Here is a 19241-nt window from a genome sequence, read left to right on the forward strand (position 1 = left end):
CCGGCCCGCAGGCCGGTTTTTGCTATCACAGAGCGGCATTAATGTGCCGTTTCTGGTTTGTGCTTCTGCGCGCTCTGGAAGTCATAGGTCAACGCGCCCTTCTCTTTATCCAGCGCAACGGTGACCTGTCCGCCGTCCACCAGTGAACCAAACAGCAGTTCGTTAGCCAGCGGTTTCTTCAGGTTATCCTGAATCACGCGCGCCATCGGACGTGCGCCCATTGCCCGGTCGTAGCCTTTTTCTGCCAGCCAGTCACGCGCTTCCTGGCTCACTTCCAGCGAGACGCCTTTCTGATCCAGTTGAACCTGCAGCTCGACGATAAACTTATCCACCACCTGATGGATCACCGTCGTGGACAGATGATCGAACCAGATAATGTTGTCGAGACGGTTGCGGAATTCCGGGGTAAAGATCTTCTTGATCTCATCCATCGCATCCGGGCTGTTATCCTGCTGGATAAGACCAATCGATTTACGCTCGGTCTCACGCACGCCGGCGTTGGTCGTCATCACCAGCACCACATTGCGGAAGTCCGCCTTGCGGCCGTTATTGTCGGTCAGCGTACCGTTATCCATCACCTGCAGCAGCAGGTTAAAGACGTCCGGATGCGCTTTTTCGATCTCATCAAGCAGCAGTACCGCATGCGGATGTTTAATCACCGCATCGGTCAGCAGCCCGCCCTGATCGAAACCGACGTATCCCGGAGGCGCACCAATTAAGCGGCTGACGGTATGACGTTCCATATATTCGGACATATCAAAACGCAGCAGCTCAATGCCCAGCGCTTTCGCCAGCTGCACGGTGACCTCGGTTTTCCCGACTCCGGTCGGCCCGGCGAAGAGGAAAGACCCGACAGGCTTGTGCTCGTGACCGAGGCCCGCGCGCGCCATCTTGATCGCTTCGGTTAACGCTTCGATCGCTTTGCCCTGGCCAAAGACCAGCATTTTCAGGCGGTCGCCGAGATTTTTCAGCGTATCGCGATCGCTCTGCGAGACGCTCTTCTCAGGAATACGGGCGATACGCGCCACCACGGACTCGATATCGGCGACATTGACGGTTTTCTTCCGTTTGCTGGCCGGCATTAACCGCGCCCGCGCCCCGGCTTCATCAATGACGTCAATGGCCTTATCCGGCAGATGGCGATCGTTAATGTATTTCACCGCCAGCTCCACCGCCGCACGCACCGCTTTCGCGGTATAGCGCACATCGTGGTGCGCTTCGTACTTCGGCTTCAGGCCGTTGATAATCTGCACCGTCTCTTCCACGGAAGGTTCGGTAATATCTATCTTCTGGAAGCGACGAGCCAGCGCCCGGTCTTTTTCGAAGATATTGCTGAATTCCTGGTAGGTTGTGGAACCCATCACCCGAATCTTACCGCTGGAGAGCAGCGGTTTAATCAGATTAGCGGCATCGACCTGGCCGCCTGACGCCGCGCCCGCACCGATAATGGTGTGGATTTCATCAATAAACAGAATACTGTTGGTATCCTGCTCAAGCTGTTTAAGCAGCGCTTTGAAGCGTTTTTCAAAATCACCGCGATATTTTGTGCCCGCCAGCAGGGAGCCAATATCCAGCGAGTAGATGGTGCAATCGGCCATGATTTCCGGCACGTCGCCCTGAACGATCCGCCAGGCCAGGCCCTCGGCGATCGCGGTCTTACCCACGCCGGACTCCCCCACCAGCAGCGGGTTATTTTTACGGCGGCGGCACAGCACCTGAATCGCGCGCTCCAGCTCTTTGTCGCGGCCGATCAGCGGATCGATCCCGCCGACGCGAGCAAGCTGATTAAGATTGGTGGTGAAGTTTTCCATACGATCCTCCCCGCCTGCTTGCTCTTCATTGCTGGGCTGGCTTCCGCTGTTATCGGAAGACTGGCTCGGCTCGTCTTTGCGTGTACCGTGAGAGATGAAGTTGACGACGTCAAGACGGCTCACTTCATGTTTACGCAGCAGATAGGCCGCCTGTGACTCCTGCTCGCTGAAAATCGCGACCAGAACGTTAGCGCCGGTGACTTCGCTGCGGCCAGAGGATTGTACATGGAAGACGGCACGCTGCAGCACGCGCTGAAAACTCAGCGTAGGCTGGGTGTCACGCTCTTCTTCCGTGGCGGGCAGAACGGGTGTGGTCTGTTCGATGAAGGCTTCAAGTTCCTGACGCAGCGCCACCAGGTCCACGGAACACGCTTCAAGCGCCTCGCGGGCCGAGGGGTTGCTGAGCAGCGCCAGCAGCAAGTGCTCGACGGTCATGAACTCATGACGGTGCTCGCGCGCTCTGGCGAAAGCCATGTTTAAACTGAGTTCCAGTTCTTGATTGAGCATAGGCACCTCCCCCAATTTTCACGCCTGTCTTCAGGCTTTCTCTAGCGTACACAGCAATGGATGCTCGTTCTCCTTCGCGTATTCATTCACCATCGCGACTTTGGTCTCCGCCACTTCTGCGGTAAATACACCACAAATCGCTTTACCTTGATAGTGAACCGTCAGCATCAGTTGCGTTGCACGTTCTACATCATAAGAAAAGAATTTTTGTAACACGTCAATAACAAACTCCATTGGAGTGTAGTCATCATTGAGCAATATCACTTTATACATAGATGGTGGTTTAAGCTCATTACGAACTTCGTCTTCTACCAGCTGATCGAAGTCCAGCCAATCTCTCTTACTCATCGTCAGTATTCATCATCGGTTGCTGTTGCCAACAGGCGGCGGCCTGTCGATGACCAGAGGCTATGCACATCGCAAATCTACAATAGATCATAGATAACTATCATCTATTACTTCCATCCGCGATGTCTGTCACATTCCCCGGCAATAGCGTTAACTGCTTCAAATTTTGACGCATTTTTCGCCTCCCACTACCGTCAATTGCTTGACGCATTTCCTTATTTCTCTAAATTGTACTAGCGAGAGTTGGCGAGCATTTGAACAACTCGTCACTCCACCACCGGTTCATTCCATCTTACTAATAAAGATTTACGAAGGATGTCGAAGTATGGAAATGGGTACTGTTAAGTGGTTCAACAATGCCAAAGGGTTCGGCTTTATTTGCCCTGAGGGCGGCGGCGAAGACATTTTCGCCCATTACTCCACCATCCAGATGGATGGTTACAGAACGCTAAAAGCCGGACAAGCCGTTCGGTTTGATGTTCACCAGGGGCCGAAAGGCAATCACGCCAGTGTGATTGTTCCTGTGGAAGCAGAAGCGGCTGCATAACTCTTTTGCTTCATTGTGTACATCCTGCCAGTAAAATGCCAGTCCTTCTGACTGGCATTTTTTTGTTTCTACTCGCGGGCCAGCGCATCCACCGGATCGAGGCGCGCGGCATTTCGCGCCGGCAGCCACCCGAACAGCACGCCGGTTAGCGTCGAGCACAAAAACGCCGTCAGCAGCGCCAGCGGAGAAAAACCGATCTCCCAGCCGGGTAAAAACAGCTGCAGAACCACCGCGATCATCAGCGATAACGTCACGCCCAGCGCGCCACCGACCAGACAGACTAAAACAGCCTCAATCAGAAACTGCTGCAGTACGTCGCTGGCCCGCGCCCCGACCGCCATCCGAATCCCGATTTCACGCGTTCGTTCGGTCACCGACACCAGCATGATATTCATGACCCCGATACCGCCCACCACCAGCGCAATCACCGCGACCAGAGTCAGAAACAGCTGTAATGTATGTGTGGTCCGTTCCGCCGTTTTCAAGATGCTGTCCATATTCCAGGTAAAAACATCTTTTTTGCCATGGCGCAGCTCAAGTAAACGCAACAGCTGCTGTTCGGCGGCGGCGCTGTCATACCCTTCCCTTACGCGAACGGTAATCGAATTGAGCCACGATTGCCCCATCACTCTCCCGGCCATAGTGGTGTACGGCAGCCAGACGCGCAGGATTTTACTGCTGCCGAACATCGACTGCTTCTCATCCGCGACGCCGACGATGGTCGCCGGCATATTGCCGACGAGGATTATCTCCCCGACAACCCGCGTTTTGTGCGGAAACAGCTGGCGACGCGTATTGCTATCCAGCACCACCACCTGCGCCCGACTGTTGAGCTGCAGCTCGTTAAACGTATTGCCTTCGCTAAAGGTCATGCCGTAGACATTAAAATACTGTGGCCCGACCCCTTCCGCGCTGGCGGCAACATCGATGTTGTCGGCACGCAGGCGCAGGCTTTTTGACACCGCGGGCGTCGCCGAACTCACCCAGGGCTGCTTTTGAATGGCCAGCAGATCGTCATATTTCAGCGCCTGCTGATAGCGGGGGTCGTCATCGCCAAAATCTTTACCGGGATAAACATCGATGGTGTTGGTGCCAATTGCGCGAATATCCGCCAGCACCATCTGTTTGGCCGCATCGCCCACTACCACGATCGACACCACCGATGCGATACCAATAATGATGCCGAGCATGGTCAACAGGGTGCGCATTTTATTGGCCGCCATCGCCCGCCAGGCCATGACCAGCGCTTCACGAAAGCCGCTGGTAAACTGGCGCCATGCGGAAGGCTCTTCACCGCCCAACGGCCGGGCTACCCCGCCGCCGGTCAGACTTTTCGCCGGCGGGTTACGCACAATTTCCCCATCGTGGATCTCAATGATCCGCTCGGCCTGTGCCGCCACCTGCGGATCATGAGTGACGATAATCACCGTATGCCCCTGCGATTTCAGCTGATGCAGGATAGCCATGACCTCTTCACCCGAGCGGCTGTCCAGGGCGCCGGTCGGCTCATCGGCCAGAATCACCTCCCCGCCGTTCATCAGCGCGCGGGCGATACTGACCCGCTGCTGCTGGCCGCCGGAGAGCTGCGAAGGCTGATATTCCGCCCGCTCTCCCAGACCAAGCCGTACCAGCAAATCATGCGCCCGGGCCAGGCGTTCTCGTCGCTCGGCCCCGGCATACACCGCCGGGACTTCAACGTTCTGCGCTGCCGTCAGGTGCGAAAGCAGATGGTAACGCTGGAAAATAAAACCAAAATGTTCCCGTCGCAGGCGGGCCAGCGCATCACCGCTGAGTGAGGAGACATCGGTTCCGGCAACGCGGTAGCTGCCGCTGGTCGGTTTATCGAGACAGCCGAGAATATTCATCAGCGTCGATTTTCCTGAACCCGATGCCCCGACAATCGCCACCATTTCACCAGCGGCAATGCTCAGCGTCACGCCCTTGAGCACCTCAACACTGCCGTCACCGGAGAGGTAGCTGCGGCGGATATCACGCAGTTCGAGCAACGCCGTCATTTTGCCGTCCCGGAACGACTTTCGCCGACGATCACCTCATCGCCTTCTTCCAGCCCTTTCACCACCGCCACATCGGTATCGTTGCGCGCGCCGATAGTCACTTCGCGCTCTTTCACCTCGCCGGTGCGCAGCAGACGAACGTGGTAACGGTTATCGCCGATGGCATCGCCCAGCGCGCTGAGCGGGATGGTGATGACATTTTTTACTTCCGCCATCTGGATATGCACCTGGGCCGTCATCTCCAGGCGCAGGATCCCCTGCGGATTCGGCACTTCAAAGCGGGCATAATAGAAAATGGCGTCGTTGACTTTTTCCGGGGTGGGTAAAATATCCTTCAAGCTCCCCTCGTAGCGGGTCAGCGGGTCGCCGAGTACGGTAAACCAGGCTTTTTGCCCCGGACGAAGGTGAATCACGTCCGCCTCAGATACCTGAGCTTTGACCAGCATCGTACTGAGATCGGCCAGGGTCAGAATATTGGGTGCCTGCTGGGCGGCAATCACCGTTTGCCCCTGCAGGGTGGTAATTTGCGTCACTTCACCGGACATCGGTGCCAGGATCCGCGTGTAGTCGAGGTTGGTTTTTGCGGTATCCAGCGTCGCCTGATTACGCTTTATCTGCGCCTCGATGGTGCCGATCTGCGCCTCTTTCACCGCCAAATCCGTAGCCGCCGTATCCAGCTCCTGGCGGGAAACCAGCTGACGTTGGGCCAGCTGCTGCTGGCGAGCCAGGGTGACCGCGGCAAGCTGGCGTTCAGCGCGAGCCTGATTCAGCTGGGCGCGCAGTTCCATCAGCGTCGCGTCGACTTCTTTGATCTGGTTTTGCGCCTGCTCGGGGTCAATCACCCCCAGCAGCTGATCTTTCTGAACCTTGTCGCCAATATTCACGCGCAGCGTTTTTAACTGGCCGCTCACCTGCGCCCCGACATCGACTTTGCGCAGCGCGTCCAGTTTGCCGGTGGCCAGCACGCTCTGCTGTAAATCGCCTTTACGCACCACTAATGTCTGATACTGCGGCAGCGGCGCATTGAGTATCCGCCATCCCCAGAAGGCCAGCGCCAGCACGACAACGACCAGCAGCCACCAGACTTTCCTGCGTTTTCCATTGAGCTTCATAAAAATTCCTGATGTTTTAACTCGCAGAGCCAGGGGGTGATTCTATCCGCAGAGGGTAAAAACATAACGCTAAATTTGAATCATTCTTATTGTCACCACACTTAGTCCGCGCGACCGCGCGCCAGCCACAGCACGCGGGAGAACATTTTCTTCAACAGCGTCGGCACCGACTCCACGCCGCGGCGCCCGGCCTCCATCGCCACCTCAATGGCCAGATCCGGTTTTGACGAGCGGTGAATCGCCTTGGTAATCACCCGTCGCATATTCATCGGCACATTCGCCGGTAGCTGCGCCACCCGATGATAAACATCGTTAAAGCCCTGGCGATACATAAAGTGTTCCATGTCCAGCGCCGGAAGCGTGGTCAGGTGATCGCGTTCAAGATCGCGGTCATCATTGAGCAGGCTACGAACCGTCGCCGCATATTTTTTCCCCGCCTCATCGCCGTCGACCAGCACGTGCCATTGAATCCCCATCCGACGGGCAAACTTGATCAGCGGCTTCAGGCCCGACTGAGCAAATTCAATGACCTTGACCCCTTCAGCATCAAAATGATGCCCACACTGCCGGGCCAGTTCGTTTATCACCCAGGTCTCAGTCTCCCCTTCAACCAGCAGCCAGCAGCGGGCAAACAGTGAGGAGGAGCGGTTAAACCGAATGTGAAAAGCGATGCGCCGGCTGTCTTCTGCATTCATTCCCCCAGGACCAAGCCGCCAGGCCGACACGCGCGAGGATTCGCGCACCAGTCGGCAGACCTGTTCCACCGGCGTCAACGACAGGAGCTCGCCGGAATTGGTGGTTGTGACGCGCTGCAGCGGCAGCAAATTGAGTAAATGCCAGGCGACCGACAGCATAATTGGATGCAGACGTGTTTCCGGGTCTTCAATCAGCAGCAGAGGCCGCGCATCGCGGTCGAGCCTCACCGTCCCTTTTGCCTGTAGCAGGGTTGAAAACAGACCAAGCAGGATCACCCGATGGCTGCGGCCGCCGGGCTTATCAATCATCCGGTTGATAATATCCAGGTAGCGCCAGCTGCGCTGTTCGTCATGCGAGTGGCGACGCATCAGGCGGTGACGAGATTGCGCGCTACTCTGCTCGGCAAAATAGTGTTCCAGCAGCTGCACCATAGCCGATAGCCCCTGGCGTATCTGACTATCGGTTAAATTTTGCGGGTGACTCACCAGCTCGCGGGAGAGAAAATCCAGCTGGCGAGCGGTTATCTCAATCTGCGGCGAGTGCGGAACGGCATCATTATGAATGCGCCGCATAAAGCGCGCATCGCGCAGACGCAGAACCGGCATCAGCCGCACCAGGTGGCGCACCATTTCGTCAATATCGTCCAGCGTTAGCGCCTCGCCTTTACTGTTGATAAAGCTGCGCAGCGTCATGACGCTGTTATCATCGGTCAGTTCGCCTTCCAGGCGATAAAAAATGCGCTGATAGCCATCCTCGCAGGGTACCCAGCAATCGCTCAGCGGACGGAAACGGCGCACCCGATGATGGCCGGGCTCATTCTCGCGGAAGGTCAAGATGATATGCAGATGATGTTCACGTCCCTGGACATCGCCCGGCGGAAACCAGAAATCATCGCGCACGAAGTGATAGAGCTCAAATTCAGGCGAAAGCAGTAGCGTCAGCGCATCCAGCAGACTGGATTTACCCCATGCATTCTCGCCGATCAGAACGTTATTTTGCTCCAGCATCAGCGATAAACGATTGATGCCGCGAAAACCGACGATTTCTACCCGCTCAAGATGCATATCTCCTCCGCTCAGTAACCACTTTCTCCTTCAATAATCAGCAGTATAGCGATACATGTGTAAACATGACACTACCGGCCTAAACGCGGCCTCGCGCCGACGAATGATAATGTCCAGGTTATGATTATTAACCGTGCTATTTATTTTGGAAATAATTCATCCGCTAAAGTGGTTATTTTTATTATTTTTGTTCTACACTTTTGTGCAATCACCAATGGTGCAAGGATTAAGATCACATTGCCCTAAATCAAATTAGATCTAGTTATTTAGCTAGCCGCAGGATGACGATCGTCCATAAAATAGCGTCGCTTTATTTTTATCGTTATCCTTTACGTCGATAAATAAAGATCGGCACAAAAGTCTGTGCCCGTTAACATTATTCTTTTGAGGTGGTTATGTTCAGAAAATTAGCAGCGGAATGCTTTGGTACATTCTGGCTCGTGTTTGGTGGCTGCGGTAGCGCAGTACTTGCCGCAGCCTTCCCGGAACTGGGAATTGGGTTTGCCGGGGTGGCTTTAGCCTTCGGTTTAACTGTATTAACCATGGCATTTGCCGTCGGTCATATTTCCGGCGGGCACTTCAACCCGGCGGTGACTTTAGGTCTGTGGGCCGGCGGTCGTTTCCCGGCGAAGGACGTTATTGGCTATATTATCGCCCAGGTTGTTGGCGGTATTATTGCCGCTGCCGTTCTGTATGTAGTTGCCAGCGGTAAAGCAGGCTTTGATGCCGCAGCCAGCGGCTTTGCTTCCAACGGCTTCGGGGAACACTCGCCGGGCGGGTACTCCATGCTCTCCGCCATTGTGATTGAAATTGTCCTGACCTGCGGCTTCCTGCTGGTGATTCATGGCGCAACGGATAAAAACGCACCGGCCGGTTTTGCGCCGATTGCGATTGGCCTGGCGCTGACCTTAATTCACCTGATCAGCATCCCGGTCACCAATACCTCTGTTAACCCGGCACGAAGCACCGCCGTGGCGATTTTCCAGGGGGGTTGGGCGCTGCAGCAGCTGTGGTTATTCTGGGTGATGCCTGTTATCGGCGGTATCCTCGGCGGCGTGCTGTATCGTACTCTGCTGGAAAAACGCGATTAATCGTTTATCTGGTTTCACGCAAGGCCTGGCAATGCCGGGCCTTTCTTTTCAGGCACAGCTTTACTCGGTTCTCTGATTTGGGTAGTGTCAGTGGCGCTCACCTCATTCTGCAAGGACCAGATCGTTCATGTTTTCGGGATTATTAATCATTCTGCTGCCATTGGTTGCCGGCTACCTTATTCCTCTGCGTCACCCTTCAGCACTAAAACTTATTGCGCGACTGTTGAGCTGGATTGTCTACGTGATCCTCTTTTTCATGGGGATTAGTCTCGCCTTCCTCGACAATCTCTCCAGCAACCTGCTGTCCATTCTTCATTATGCTGTGGTCAGCGTGATTGTTATTCTGCTGTGTAATATTGGCGCATTAATGTGGCTCGAGCAGAAAATGCCGTGGCGCCACCAGCACCGGCAGGAGAAATTACCTTCGCGCGTCGCAATGGCCATGGAATCCCTGCAGCTGTGCGGCGTGGTGCTTATTGGTTTCCTGATTGGTCTGAGCGGTTTGTCATTTTTACAGCATGCCACCGAGGCGAGCGAATATACGCTGATCTTCCTGCTGTTCCTGATTGGTATTCAGCTGCGGAATAACGGAATGACCTTACGGCAAATAGTCCTTAATCGTCGCGGCATGATTGTGGCGGTGGTCGTCACGGCGAGTTCATTAGTCGGCGGCGTGATTAACGCCTTTATTCTCGACCTGCCGCTGAAGACCGGTCTGGCCATGGCCTCCGGGTTCGGCTGGTATTCGCTCTCCGGGATCCTGATGACGGAATCCTTTGGGCCGGTCATCGGCAGCGCCGCATTCTTCAACGACCTTTCCCGCGAGCTGCTGGCCATCATGTTGATCCCGGGCCTGGTTCGCCGCAGTCGTTCCACGGCATTAGGGCTATGCGGCGCCACCTCAATGGACTTTACTCTGCCGGTTTTACAGCGTTCCGGCGGCGTCGAGATTGTCCCTGCCGCTATCGTCCACGGTTTTGTTCTGAGCCTGCTGGTGCCAGTGCTGATCGCCCTCTTCTCGGCCTGAGGCACTTAGCGCCCGCACTCTGCCTCCGGCGACGATATTCGCCGCGTCCCGGGGGCGCATCGTCCTGGTCTCGATCTGTACCTCCGTGGCGGTAGCCCGCCGCGGCCAAATTTGCGCTAAATCAATCTCCCTTTAAATTGTATCAGAAATACCTTTTCTCCCTTCTTTTACCGGCATAACCTTAAACATGTATATCAAATATAACTTTAAAAAAGGTGTGACCATGTTTTGTGTGCAATGTGAACAAACCATCCGTACCCCGGCAGGGAACGGCTGCTCTTACGCGCAGGGTATGTGCGGTAAAACGGCCGAAACGTCCGATCTCCAGGATCTGCTGATTGCTTCCCTACAAGGTCTGTCTGCATGGGCGGTAAAGGCCCGTGACTATGGCATCATCAATCATGATGTTGATAATTTTGCCCCGCGCGCATTTTTCTCCACGTTGACCAACGTTAACTTCGACTCCCCGCGGATTGTTGGCTACGCGCGTGAAGCGATTGCTATGCGCGACGCGCTGAAAGCGCAGTGCCTGAGCGTTGATGCGACCGCCAGCGTCGATAACCCGATGGCCAATCTGCAGCTGGTGAGCGACGATCTCGGCGACCTGCAGCGCCAGGCGGCGGACTTTACCCCCAACAAAGACAAAGCGGCTATTGGCGAGAACATTCTCGGCCTGCGTCTGCTCTGTCTGTACGGCCTGAAAGGTGCAGCGGCCTATATGGAGCACGCGCACGTTCTCGGTCAGTATGACAATGACATCTATGCGCAGTACCACAAAATCATGGCCTGGTTAGGCACCTGGCCCGCCGATCTGAACGCGCTGCTGGAGTGCTCGATGGAAATCGGCCAGATGAACTTCAAAGTGATGAGCATTCTGGATGCCGGTGAAACCACTAAATATGGCCACCCGACCCCGACTCAGGTCAACGTCAAAGCGACCGAAGGCAAGTGCATCCTGATCTCCGGCCACGACCTGAAAGATCTCTACAATCTGCTGCAACAAACCGAAGGCACCGGCGTCAACGTCTATACCCACGGTGAAATGCTGCCGGCGCACGGCTATCCGGAACTGCGTAAATTCAAACATCTGATCGGTAACTACGGCAGCGGCTGGCAAAATCAGCAGGTAGAGTTTGCCCGCTTCCCAGGTCCTATCGTGATGACCTCGAACTGCATTATCGACCCGACCGTTGGCGCCTATGATGACCGTATCTGGACCCGCAGCATTGTCGGCTGGCCGGGCGTCAATCACCTCGAGGGGGATGATTTTGCTCCGGTTATCGCTCAGGCACAGCAGATGGCGGGCTTCCCGTACAGCGAAATTCCGCACCTGATCACCGTCGGCTTCGGTCGCCAGACGCTGTTGGGCGCCGCGGATACCCTTATCGACCTGGTCAGCCGTGAAAAACTGCGCCATATCTTCCTGGTCGGCGGCTGCGACGGTGCGCGCGGCGAACGTAACTACTTCACCGATTTCGCCACCAGCGTCCCGGATGATTGCCTGATCCTGACCCTGGCCTGCGGTAAATACCGCTTTAACAAACTGGACTTCGGCGATATCGAAGGCCTGCCGCGTCTGGTCGATGCCGGTCAGTGCAACGACGCCTACTCGGCGATTATTCTGGCGGTCACCCTGGCGGAGAAACTGGGCTGCGGCGTCAACGATCTCCCGCTCTCTCTGGTGCTCTCCTGGTTTGAGCAAAAAGCGATTGTTATTCTGCTGACCCTGCTTTCGCTGGGGGTGAAGAACATCGTGACCGGCCCGACCGCGCCAGGCTTCTTCACGCCGGACCTGCTGGCAATTCTCAATGAGAAGTTCGGTCTACGTTCAGTGACCACCGTCGAAGAAGATATGCAGCAGCTGCTGAGCGCGTAAGGAGTAAGAGAATGACCATGCCAACCCATCAGTGCCCGTGGCGGATGCAGGTTCATCACATCCATCAGGAAACGCCGGATGTCTGGACGATTTCGTTGCTCTGCCACGACTATTATCCGTACCGTGCCGGGCAGTACGCGCTGGTAAGCGTACGCAATTCGGCAGAGACGCTGCGCGCTTACACCCTTTCGTCGACGCCGGGGGTCAGCGAATATATTACGCTGACCGTTCGCCGGATTGACGAGGGAGCCGGCTCACAGTGGCTGACCCGTGAGCTCAAACGCGGGGATTATCTCTGGCTGTCCGACGCGATGGGTGAGTTCACCTGTGAAGATAAGGCGGAAGACAAGTTTCTGATGCTGGCCGCCGGCTGCGGCGTTACGCCGATTATGTCGATGCGCCGCTGGTTGGCAAAATATCGTCCGCAGGCCGATGTGCAGGTGATTTACAATATTCGCTCGCCTCAGGATGTGATTTTCGCCGATGAGTGGCGGCAGTACCCGGTGACGCTGGTGGCGGAAAATAACGCCACTCACGGTTTTGTCGCCGGGCGTCTGACCACGGAGTTACTGAAAAGCGTGCCGGACCTCGCAACCCGTACGGTAATGACCTGCGGACCTGCGCCCTATATGGATTGGGTGGAGCAGGAAGTGACCGCCCTTGGCGTGACGCGCTTCTTTAAAGAGAAGTTCTTTACGCCGGTTGCGCAAGCGGCCACCGACGGACTGAAGTTCACCAAACTGCAGCCGGCGAAGGCGTTTTATGCGCCGGTCGGTACTACGCTGCTGGAGGCGCTGGAAAGCAACCAGGTGCCGGTGACCGTCGCCTGTCGCGCGGGTGTATGCGGCTGCTGCAAGACCAAAGTGGTTTCCGGCGATTACACGGTCAGCAGCACCATGACGCTGACCGATGCAGAAATCGCTGACGGCTACGTACTGGCCTGCTCCTGCCATCCGCAGGGGGATCTGGTTCTCGCCTGATCGTAGAGGTACCCGACCTACGAGAGCAGCGGTCGTTTTGTAGGTCGGGTAAACACCGAGCCCCCGACAAAAATGCCCGGTGGCGCTAACGCTGACCGGGCCTGTGAGAGTCGCGGTAGGCCGGATAAGCGCAGCGCCATCCGGCCGTTCTTCACCGCCAGACCGAATTTCCCGCCACCGAGAAACGCCCCGCCCCAAGACAGGCAATCGCCAGCGCGCCAGTAAAGAAATAGACCAGGCTCTCAATTGCCCAGGCCCCGGTTTTATCCAGCGACCCGGTTTCGCCCATTCCCACCATCAGCCACGCCACGATCATCGTAAACGCCAGCACCAGCGCCGCCGGGCGGGTAAGGATCCCCAGAATCAGCAGACAAGGCGCAACCACCTCCCCCACCAGCACGCCATACGCGATAAAACCGGGCAATCCTTTGGCCACCAGCATGCCGCTAATGCCGTCCACGCCGGCAAAAAGCTTATGCAACCCGTGAAACAGCATCAGCCCACCCACCGCAAGTCGTAACAAGAGTTTGCCGACATCATCATGCGATAACATTTTATTAACAGCACTTAACAGCGATTTAACCATTTGAAATGATTCCTGTTTACCGTCTGGTGTGTCGACAGAATATGCGGGATTTGCGAACAATAAACCAGCGGAAAATGAGGGGAACGGGCGGGCGGAACGGTCAGTTTCATCTAAGCTTGTAAGCGTTATCACAAAAAGGAGATGGAGAACCATGAAGCAAACTGTGGCGGCATACATAGCAAAAACTCTTGAACAGGCCGGCGTAAAACGCATTTGGGGCGTCACCGGCGATTCCCTCAACGGACTGAGCGATAGCCTGAACCGGATGGGCACCATTGCCTGGATGCCCACCCGACATGAAGAGGTCGCCGCCTTTGCGGCAGGCGCCGAAGCGCAGTTAACCGGTGAACTGGCGGTTTGCGCAGGTTCGTGCGGCCCGGGTAACCTCCATCTGATCAACGGCCTTTTTGACTGCCATCGCAACCACGTTCCGGTGGTGGCTATCGCCGCCCATATTCCCTCCAGTGAAATCGGCAGCGGCTATTTCCAGGAAACCCATCCGCAGGAGCTGTTCCGCGAATGCAGCCACTATTGCGAGCTGGTCTCCACGCCAGAGCAAATCCCGCAGGTGCTGGCAATAGCGATGCGCAAAGCGGTGATTAACCGTGGCGTATCGGTGGTGGTGCTGCCCGGCGACGTGGCGCTGAAAGCCGCGCCGGAGAACGCCAGCACGCACTGGTACGCTGCGCCGCTGCCGACGGTTACGCCGCCGGAAGAAGAGATCAAAAAGCTGGCGCAGGTCCTGCGCTATTCCAGTAATATCGCCCTGCTGTGCGGCAGCGGCTGCGCCGGCGCGCACGCCGAGCTGGTCCAGTTTGCCGCCAAATTAAAGGCCCCTGTCGTCCATGCCCTGCGTGGCAAAGAGCACGTTGAGTATGATAATCCCTATGATGTCGGGATGACCGGACTGATTGGTTTCTCCTCGGGTTTCCATACCATGATGAATGCCGATACCCTGGTGCTTCTTGGCACCCAGTTCCCCTACCGGGCCTTCTACCCCACCGACGCCAAAATTATCCAGATTGATATCAACCCCGGCAGCATCGGCGCCCACAGCAAAGTCGATATGGCGCTGGTCGGCGATATTAAATCCACGCTCGCTGCGCTGCTGCCGCATCTGGAAGAGAAAACCGACCGCGCGTTTCTGGATAAAGCCCTTGAGCACTACCGCGAAGCGCGTAAAGGGCTCGATGATCTGGCGAAACCAAGCGACAAAGCCATTCATCCGCAGTATCTGGCGCAACAGATCGGCCAATTTGCCGCCGACGACGCGATTTTCACCTGCGACGTCGGGACGCCAACCGTCTGGGCCGCCCGCTATCTGAAAATGAACGGCAGACGCCGCCTGATCGGGTCGTTTAACCACGGTTCGATGGCTAACGCCATGCCGCAGGCGATTGGCGCCAAGGCGACAGCGCCGGATCGCCAGGTGGTGGCGATGTGCGGCGACGGCGGTTTCAGCATGTTGATGGGCGACTTCCTTTCGCTGGCGCAGATGAAGCTGCCGGTGAAAATTATCATTTTTAACAATAGCGTCCTCGGCTTCGTGGCAATGGAAATGAAAGCCGGAGGCTATCTGACCGACGGCACCGAATTGCACGACACGAATTTCGCCCGCATTGCTGAAGCCTGCGGGATCACCGGGATCCGCGTCGAAAAAGCCAGCGAGGTCGATAGCGCGTTACAGACCGCGTTTAGTACCGATGGCCCGGTACTGGTGGATGTTGTCGTCGCCAAAGAGGAGCTGGCCATTCCGCCGCAGATCAAACTGGAGCAGGCCAAAGGATTTAGTCTGTACATGCTGCGTGCCATTATCAGCGGACGCGGCGATGAGGTAATCGAACTGGCGAAAACCAACTGGCTCAGGTAAAACATTCTTTTAGTTAATACCTGAAATCATGCCTGATGCCGTGATGCGGCGCGCCCGAACATCCCCGACGACAGCACCACGCCTGTCGCCGGGGTCAGAAAAGTCGCGCCCCAGCAACCGCCTGCGGGATGAGCTACCCAGAAGGAAATGCCGTGATAGATTTACGCAGTGATACCGTAACCCGCCCATCCCCCGCCATGCTGGAGGCGATGATGGCCGCCCCGGTCGGAGACGACGTGTATGGTGACGACCCGACGGTAAATGAACTTCAGCGCTACGCCGCACAGCTGGCCGGTAAAGAAGCCGCGCTGTTCCTGCCCACCGGTACCCAGGCTAATCTGGTCGGCCTGCTGAGCCACTGCCAACGCGGCGAAGAGTATATCGTCGGCCAGGGCGCGCATAACTATCTGTATGAAGCGGGCGGAGCGGCAGTGCTGGGTAGCATTCAGCCGCAGCCGATAGACGCCGCCGCCGACGGCACCCTGCCGCTGGATAAAGTTGCCGCGAAGATTAAACCTGACGATATCCACTTTGCCCCAACTCGCCTGCTGAGCCTTGAAAACACCCATAATGGTAAGGTTCTGCCGCGCGACTATCTCAAAGAGGCCTGGCAATTTACCCGCGAGCGCAATCTGGCGCTGCACGTTGACGGCGCGCGTATCTTCAATGCGGTCGTGGAATACGATTGTGAGCTGCGGGATATCGCCCGGTATTGCGATTCTTTTACTATCTGTCTTTCTAAAGGATTGGGCACGCCGGTCGGCTCGCTGCTGGTCGGTAGCCACGAGTACATTCGCCGCGCCACCCGCTGGCGGAAAATGGTCGGCGGCGGCATGCGCCAGGCCGGTATTCTGGCGGCGGCAGGCCTTTATGCCCTGCAAAACAACGTCCAACGGTTAAAAGAGGACCACGACAATGCGGCGTGGATGGCCGGGCAGCTCAGCGCAATTGGCGCCGACGTGACCCGACATGATACCAACATGTTGTTTGTCCGCGTGGGGGAAGAACACGCCGAAGCGCTGGGCGCATTTATGCAGCAGCGCGGCGTGCTGATCAATGCCTCGCCGATCGTGCGCCTGGTGACCCATCTGGATGTCAGTCGCCAGCAGCTTACGGACGTCGTCGGCCACTGGCAGGCATTTTTGCAACGCTAAGGAGAGCGGCGTGGCGCAACGAATTCTGGTGCTCGGCGCCAGCGGCTATATCGGCCAGCATCTGGTGCAGGCATTAAGCGAGCAGGGTTACCCGGTGCTGGCGGCGGCACGCCATGTCGACAGGCTGCAGAAGCTCAATCTCCCGGGCGTAAGCTGCCATCCGCTCGATCTTAACCAGCCGCAGGGGCTTTCCGCCCTGCTGGCGCAGGTGGATACCGTTTATTATCTGGTGCACGGGATGGGTGAAGGCGGCGATTTTATTGCGCACGAACGCCGGGTCGCGGTCAACGTTCGCGATGCCCTGCGCGCTACGCCGGTCCGGCAGCTGATTTTTCTCAGCTCCCTGCAGGCGCCGGAAGCTGAACAATCGGATCATCTGCGCGCCAGGCAAATCACCGCCGACATTCTGCGGGAATCCGCCGTCCCGGTCACCGAACTGCGGGCGGGAATTATCATCGGCGCCGGTTCCGCCGCTTTCGAAGTGATGCGCGATATGGTCTACAACCTGCCGGTCCTGACGCCACCGCGCTGGGTTCGCTCGCGAACGACGCCTGTCGCTCTGGAAAACCTGCTCTATTATCTGGTGCAACTCCTTCACCATCCGACCCGCGTTCATCGCGTACTGGAAGCCGCCGGACCAGAAGTCTTAAGCTACCAGCAGCAGTTCACTCGCTTTATGGCGGTTAGCGGCAAACATCGCCTGTTAATCCCGATCCCCTTTCCCACCCGCTGGATTTCGGTGTGGTTTCTCAACGTGATTACGTCGGTGCCTCCCACTATCGCCCGGGCATTGATTCAGGGATTAAAACACGATCTGATCGCCGACGATCGCGCCCTGCGAGCGCTGATCCCCCAGACGCTGATCTCCTTTGATGAAGCGGTGCGCCGCACGCTAAAAGAGGAAGAGCAGCTCGCCAACTCCAGCGACTGGGGCTATGACGCCCAGGCGTTTGCCCGCTGGCGGCCGGAGTATGGCTACTACCCTAAACAGGCCGGTTGTACGGTCAGCACCCATGCCAGCGCGGCGGCGCTGTGGCAGGTGGTCAATCAAATCGGCGGCAAAGAGGGTTACTTCTTTGGCAATATTCTGTGGCAGATCCGCGGGGCGATGGACCTGCTGGTCGGCCACCGGCTGGCGAAAGGTCGTCCCGATCGCGCCAACCTACAGACCGGGGATACGGTGGACAGCTGGAAGGTCATTATCGTCGAACCGGAAAAGCAGCTAACCTTATTATTCGGCATGAAAGCGCCGGGTCTTGGGCGCCTGAGTTTTACGCTGAGAGATAAAGGCGATCGCCGCGAGCTGGATGTCCGCGCCTGGTGGCATCCTCACGGCATGCCCGGGCTGTTCTATTGGCTGCTGATGATCCCGGCGCATCTGTTTATCTTTCGCGGCATGGCGCGACGCATTGCCCGGCTGGCCGAACAAATCACAGGCAAATAGGCAGTATGTGTGGCATTCTTTCATCATTCTCATTGCATCATGAGGAGAATCACGGAAAAATGCGCACGAAATTCTTTTCTGGGACAGTAGGTTGATATGAAGGTACTGGTTACCGGTGCGACCAGCGGATTAGGCCGCAACGCGGTGGAATATCTGCGCCATCAAGGCATCAGCGTCAGAGCCACCGGGCGTAATGAAGCGATGGGCAAGCTTCTGAGCAAAATGGGCGCCGAGTTTGTGCCTGCTGATTTAACCGAACTGGTTTCTTCGCAGGCCAAAGTGATGCTCGCCGGTATCGATACCCTGTGGCACTGTTCAAGCTTTACCTCTCCCTGGGGTACACAGCAGGCTTTTGATCTCGCTAACGTGCGGGCTACCCGCCGTCTCGGAGAGTGGGCCGTTGCCTGGGGCGTGCGTAATTTCGTTCATATCTCCTCCCCGTCGCTCTATTTCGATTATCACCATCATCGCGATGTGCAGGAAGATTTCCGCCCGCAGCGTTTCGCCAATGAATTTGCCCGCAGCAAGGCGGCCAGCGAAGAGGTCATTCATCTGCTGGCCCAGGCGAACCCCAATACCCGCTTTACCATTCTGCGTCCGCAAAGCCTGTTCGGCGCCCATGACAAAGTGTTTATTCCTCGCCTGGCGCAAATGATGCAGCACTACGGTAGCGTTCTGCTGCCGCGCGGCGGCAGCGCGCTGGTTGATATGACCTATTATGAAAATGCGGTACATGCGATGTGGCTCGCCAGCCAGCCACAGTGCGATCATCTGCCCTCCGGCCGCGCCTGGAATATCACCAACGGCGAACCGCGTACGCTGAACAGCATCGTGCAGAAGCTGATTGATGAACTGGGCATTAAATGCCGGATCCGCTCAGTGCCCTACCCGATGCTGGATATTATCGCCCGCAGTATGGAGCATTTTGGCAATAAGTCCGCCAGGGAACCCGCCTTTACCCACTACGGCGTCTCCAAGCTGAACTTTGATTTTACCCTCGATATCTCCCGCGCTCAGCAAGAGCTGGGTTATCAGCCCGTGGTCACGCTGGATGACGGCATTATTCGCACCGCCGCCTGGCTGAAAGACCACGGCAAATTACACCGCTAGCCT

15 protein-coding genes are annotated in these 19241 nt (G+C 56.7%); 9 read left to right on the plus strand and 6 right to left on the minus strand.

The annotated features are described in order from the left end of the window. Positions 1-38: 38 nt before the first annotated feature. Together clpA and clpS are read right to left on the minus strand one after the other, a co-directional pair. Positions 39-2318, minus strand: a complete 2280-nt coding sequence (gene clpA / locus OQV00_RS17610) for an ATP-dependent Clp protease ATP-binding subunit ClpA (RefSeq protein WP_004860019.1) — start codon at positions 2316-2318, stop codon at positions 39-41. 30 nt (positions 2319-2348) lie between these two features. Next, positions 2349-2666 carry an ATP-dependent Clp protease adapter ClpS gene (gene clpS / locus OQV00_RS17615; protein ID WP_004860017.1) on the minus strand — a complete coding sequence of 106 codons (318 nt, stop codon included), beginning with the start codon at positions 2664-2666 and terminating at the stop codon, positions 2349-2351. A gap of 325 nt (positions 2667-2991) precedes the next feature. Between clpS and cspD the strand changes: the two genes are divergently transcribed. Beyond that, positions 2992-3213 carry a cold shock-like protein CspD gene (gene cspD / locus OQV00_RS17620; protein ID WP_004860015.1) on the plus strand — a complete coding sequence of 74 codons (222 nt, stop codon included), beginning with the start codon at positions 2992-2994 and terminating at the stop codon, positions 3211-3213. A gap of 68 nt (positions 3214-3281) precedes the next feature. On the opposite strand, the gene macB is transcribed toward cspD, so the two are convergent. The 3 genes from macB to OQV00_RS17635 all read right to left on the minus strand — a co-directional run bounded on the left by macB (position 3282) and on the right by OQV00_RS17635 (position 8100). Next, positions 3282-5228 (minus strand): macrolide ABC transporter ATP-binding protein/permease MacB, encoded by a 1947-nt coding sequence (macB, locus tag OQV00_RS17625; protein ID WP_015584805.1) that lies wholly within the window; start codon positions 5226-5228, stop codon positions 3282-3284. Beyond that, positions 5225-6340: a macrolide transporter subunit MacA gene (gene macA / locus OQV00_RS17630; protein WP_004860011.1), complete on the minus strand. Its 1116-nt coding sequence runs from the start codon at positions 6338-6340 to the stop codon at positions 5225-5227. The genes macB and macA overlap by 4 nt, the downstream gene beginning before the upstream one ends. 101 nt (positions 6341-6441) lie before the next feature. Further along, positions 6442-8100 (minus strand): ATP-dependent endonuclease, encoded by a 1659-nt coding sequence (locus OQV00_RS17635; protein WP_004860008.1) that lies wholly within the window; start codon positions 8098-8100, stop codon positions 6442-6444. 395 nt (positions 8101-8495) lie between these two features. Here OQV00_RS17635 and aqpZ point away from each other — a divergent pair, with 395 nt between their 5' ends. From aqpZ to hcr, 4 genes are all read left to right on the plus strand, one after another. Next, entirely contained in the window at positions 8496-9191 is a 696-nt protein-coding gene (aqpZ, locus tag OQV00_RS17640) for an aquaporin Z (RefSeq protein WP_004860006.1), read from the plus strand. 127 nt (positions 9192-9318) lie between these two features. Next, positions 9319-10218 (plus strand): LysO family transporter, encoded by a 900-nt coding sequence (locus OQV00_RS17645; RefSeq protein WP_004860005.1) that lies wholly within the window; start codon positions 9319-9321, stop codon positions 10216-10218. Positions 10219-10441: 223 nt separating this feature from the next. Then, the gene (gene hcp, locus OQV00_RS17650; protein WP_266279114.1) at positions 10442-12094 is read left to right on the plus strand and encodes a hydroxylamine reductase; all 1653 of its coding nucleotides are present in this window, start codon (positions 10442-10444) and stop codon (positions 12092-12094) included. 11 nt (positions 12095-12105) lie between these two features. Further along, positions 12106-13074, plus strand: a complete 969-nt coding sequence (gene hcr / locus OQV00_RS17655; RefSeq protein WP_004860001.1) for an NADH oxidoreductase — start codon at positions 12106-12108, stop codon at positions 13072-13074. A 151-nt stretch (positions 13075-13225) separates the two neighbouring features. Here the strand turns inward: hcr and OQV00_RS17660 are convergent, their stop codons facing one another. Next, positions 13226-13660, minus strand: a complete 435-nt coding sequence (locus OQV00_RS17660; protein ID WP_044351378.1) for a DoxX family protein — start codon at positions 13658-13660, stop codon at positions 13226-13228. Between the two features lie 151 nt (positions 13661-13811). On the opposite strand from OQV00_RS17660, the gene poxB reads away from it, so the two are divergent. The 4 genes from poxB (at position 13812) to OQV00_RS17680 (ending at position 19238) form a co-directional block, all read left to right on the plus strand. Then, complete coding sequence (gene poxB, locus OQV00_RS17665; RefSeq protein WP_004859997.1) at positions 13812-15530, plus strand: ubiquinone-dependent pyruvate dehydrogenase; 1719 nt, start codon at positions 13812-13814, stop codon at positions 15528-15530. A gap of 152 nt (positions 15531-15682) precedes the next feature. After that, positions 15683-16684 carry a low-specificity L-threonine aldolase gene (ltaE, locus tag OQV00_RS17670; RefSeq protein ID WP_015584808.1) on the plus strand — a complete coding sequence of 334 codons (1002 nt, stop codon included), beginning with the start codon at positions 15683-15685 and terminating at the stop codon, positions 16682-16684. A gap of 10 nt (positions 16685-16694) precedes the next feature. Next, positions 16695-18128: an SDR family oxidoreductase gene (locus OQV00_RS17675; protein WP_165552044.1), complete on the plus strand. Its 1434-nt coding sequence runs from the start codon at positions 16695-16697 to the stop codon at positions 18126-18128. A 96-nt stretch (positions 18129-18224) separates the two neighbouring features. Beyond that, positions 18225-19238, plus strand: a complete 1014-nt coding sequence (locus tag OQV00_RS17680) for an NAD-dependent epimerase/dehydratase family protein (protein WP_004859991.1) — start codon at positions 18225-18227, stop codon at positions 19236-19238. Positions 19239-19241: the final 3 nt, after the last annotated feature.

This window comes from Klebsiella sp. DY2415, assembly GCF_026314315.1.
Taxonomy (GTDB): Bacteria; Pseudomonadota; Gammaproteobacteria; order Enterobacterales; family Enterobacteriaceae; genus Klebsiella; species Klebsiella ornithinolytica.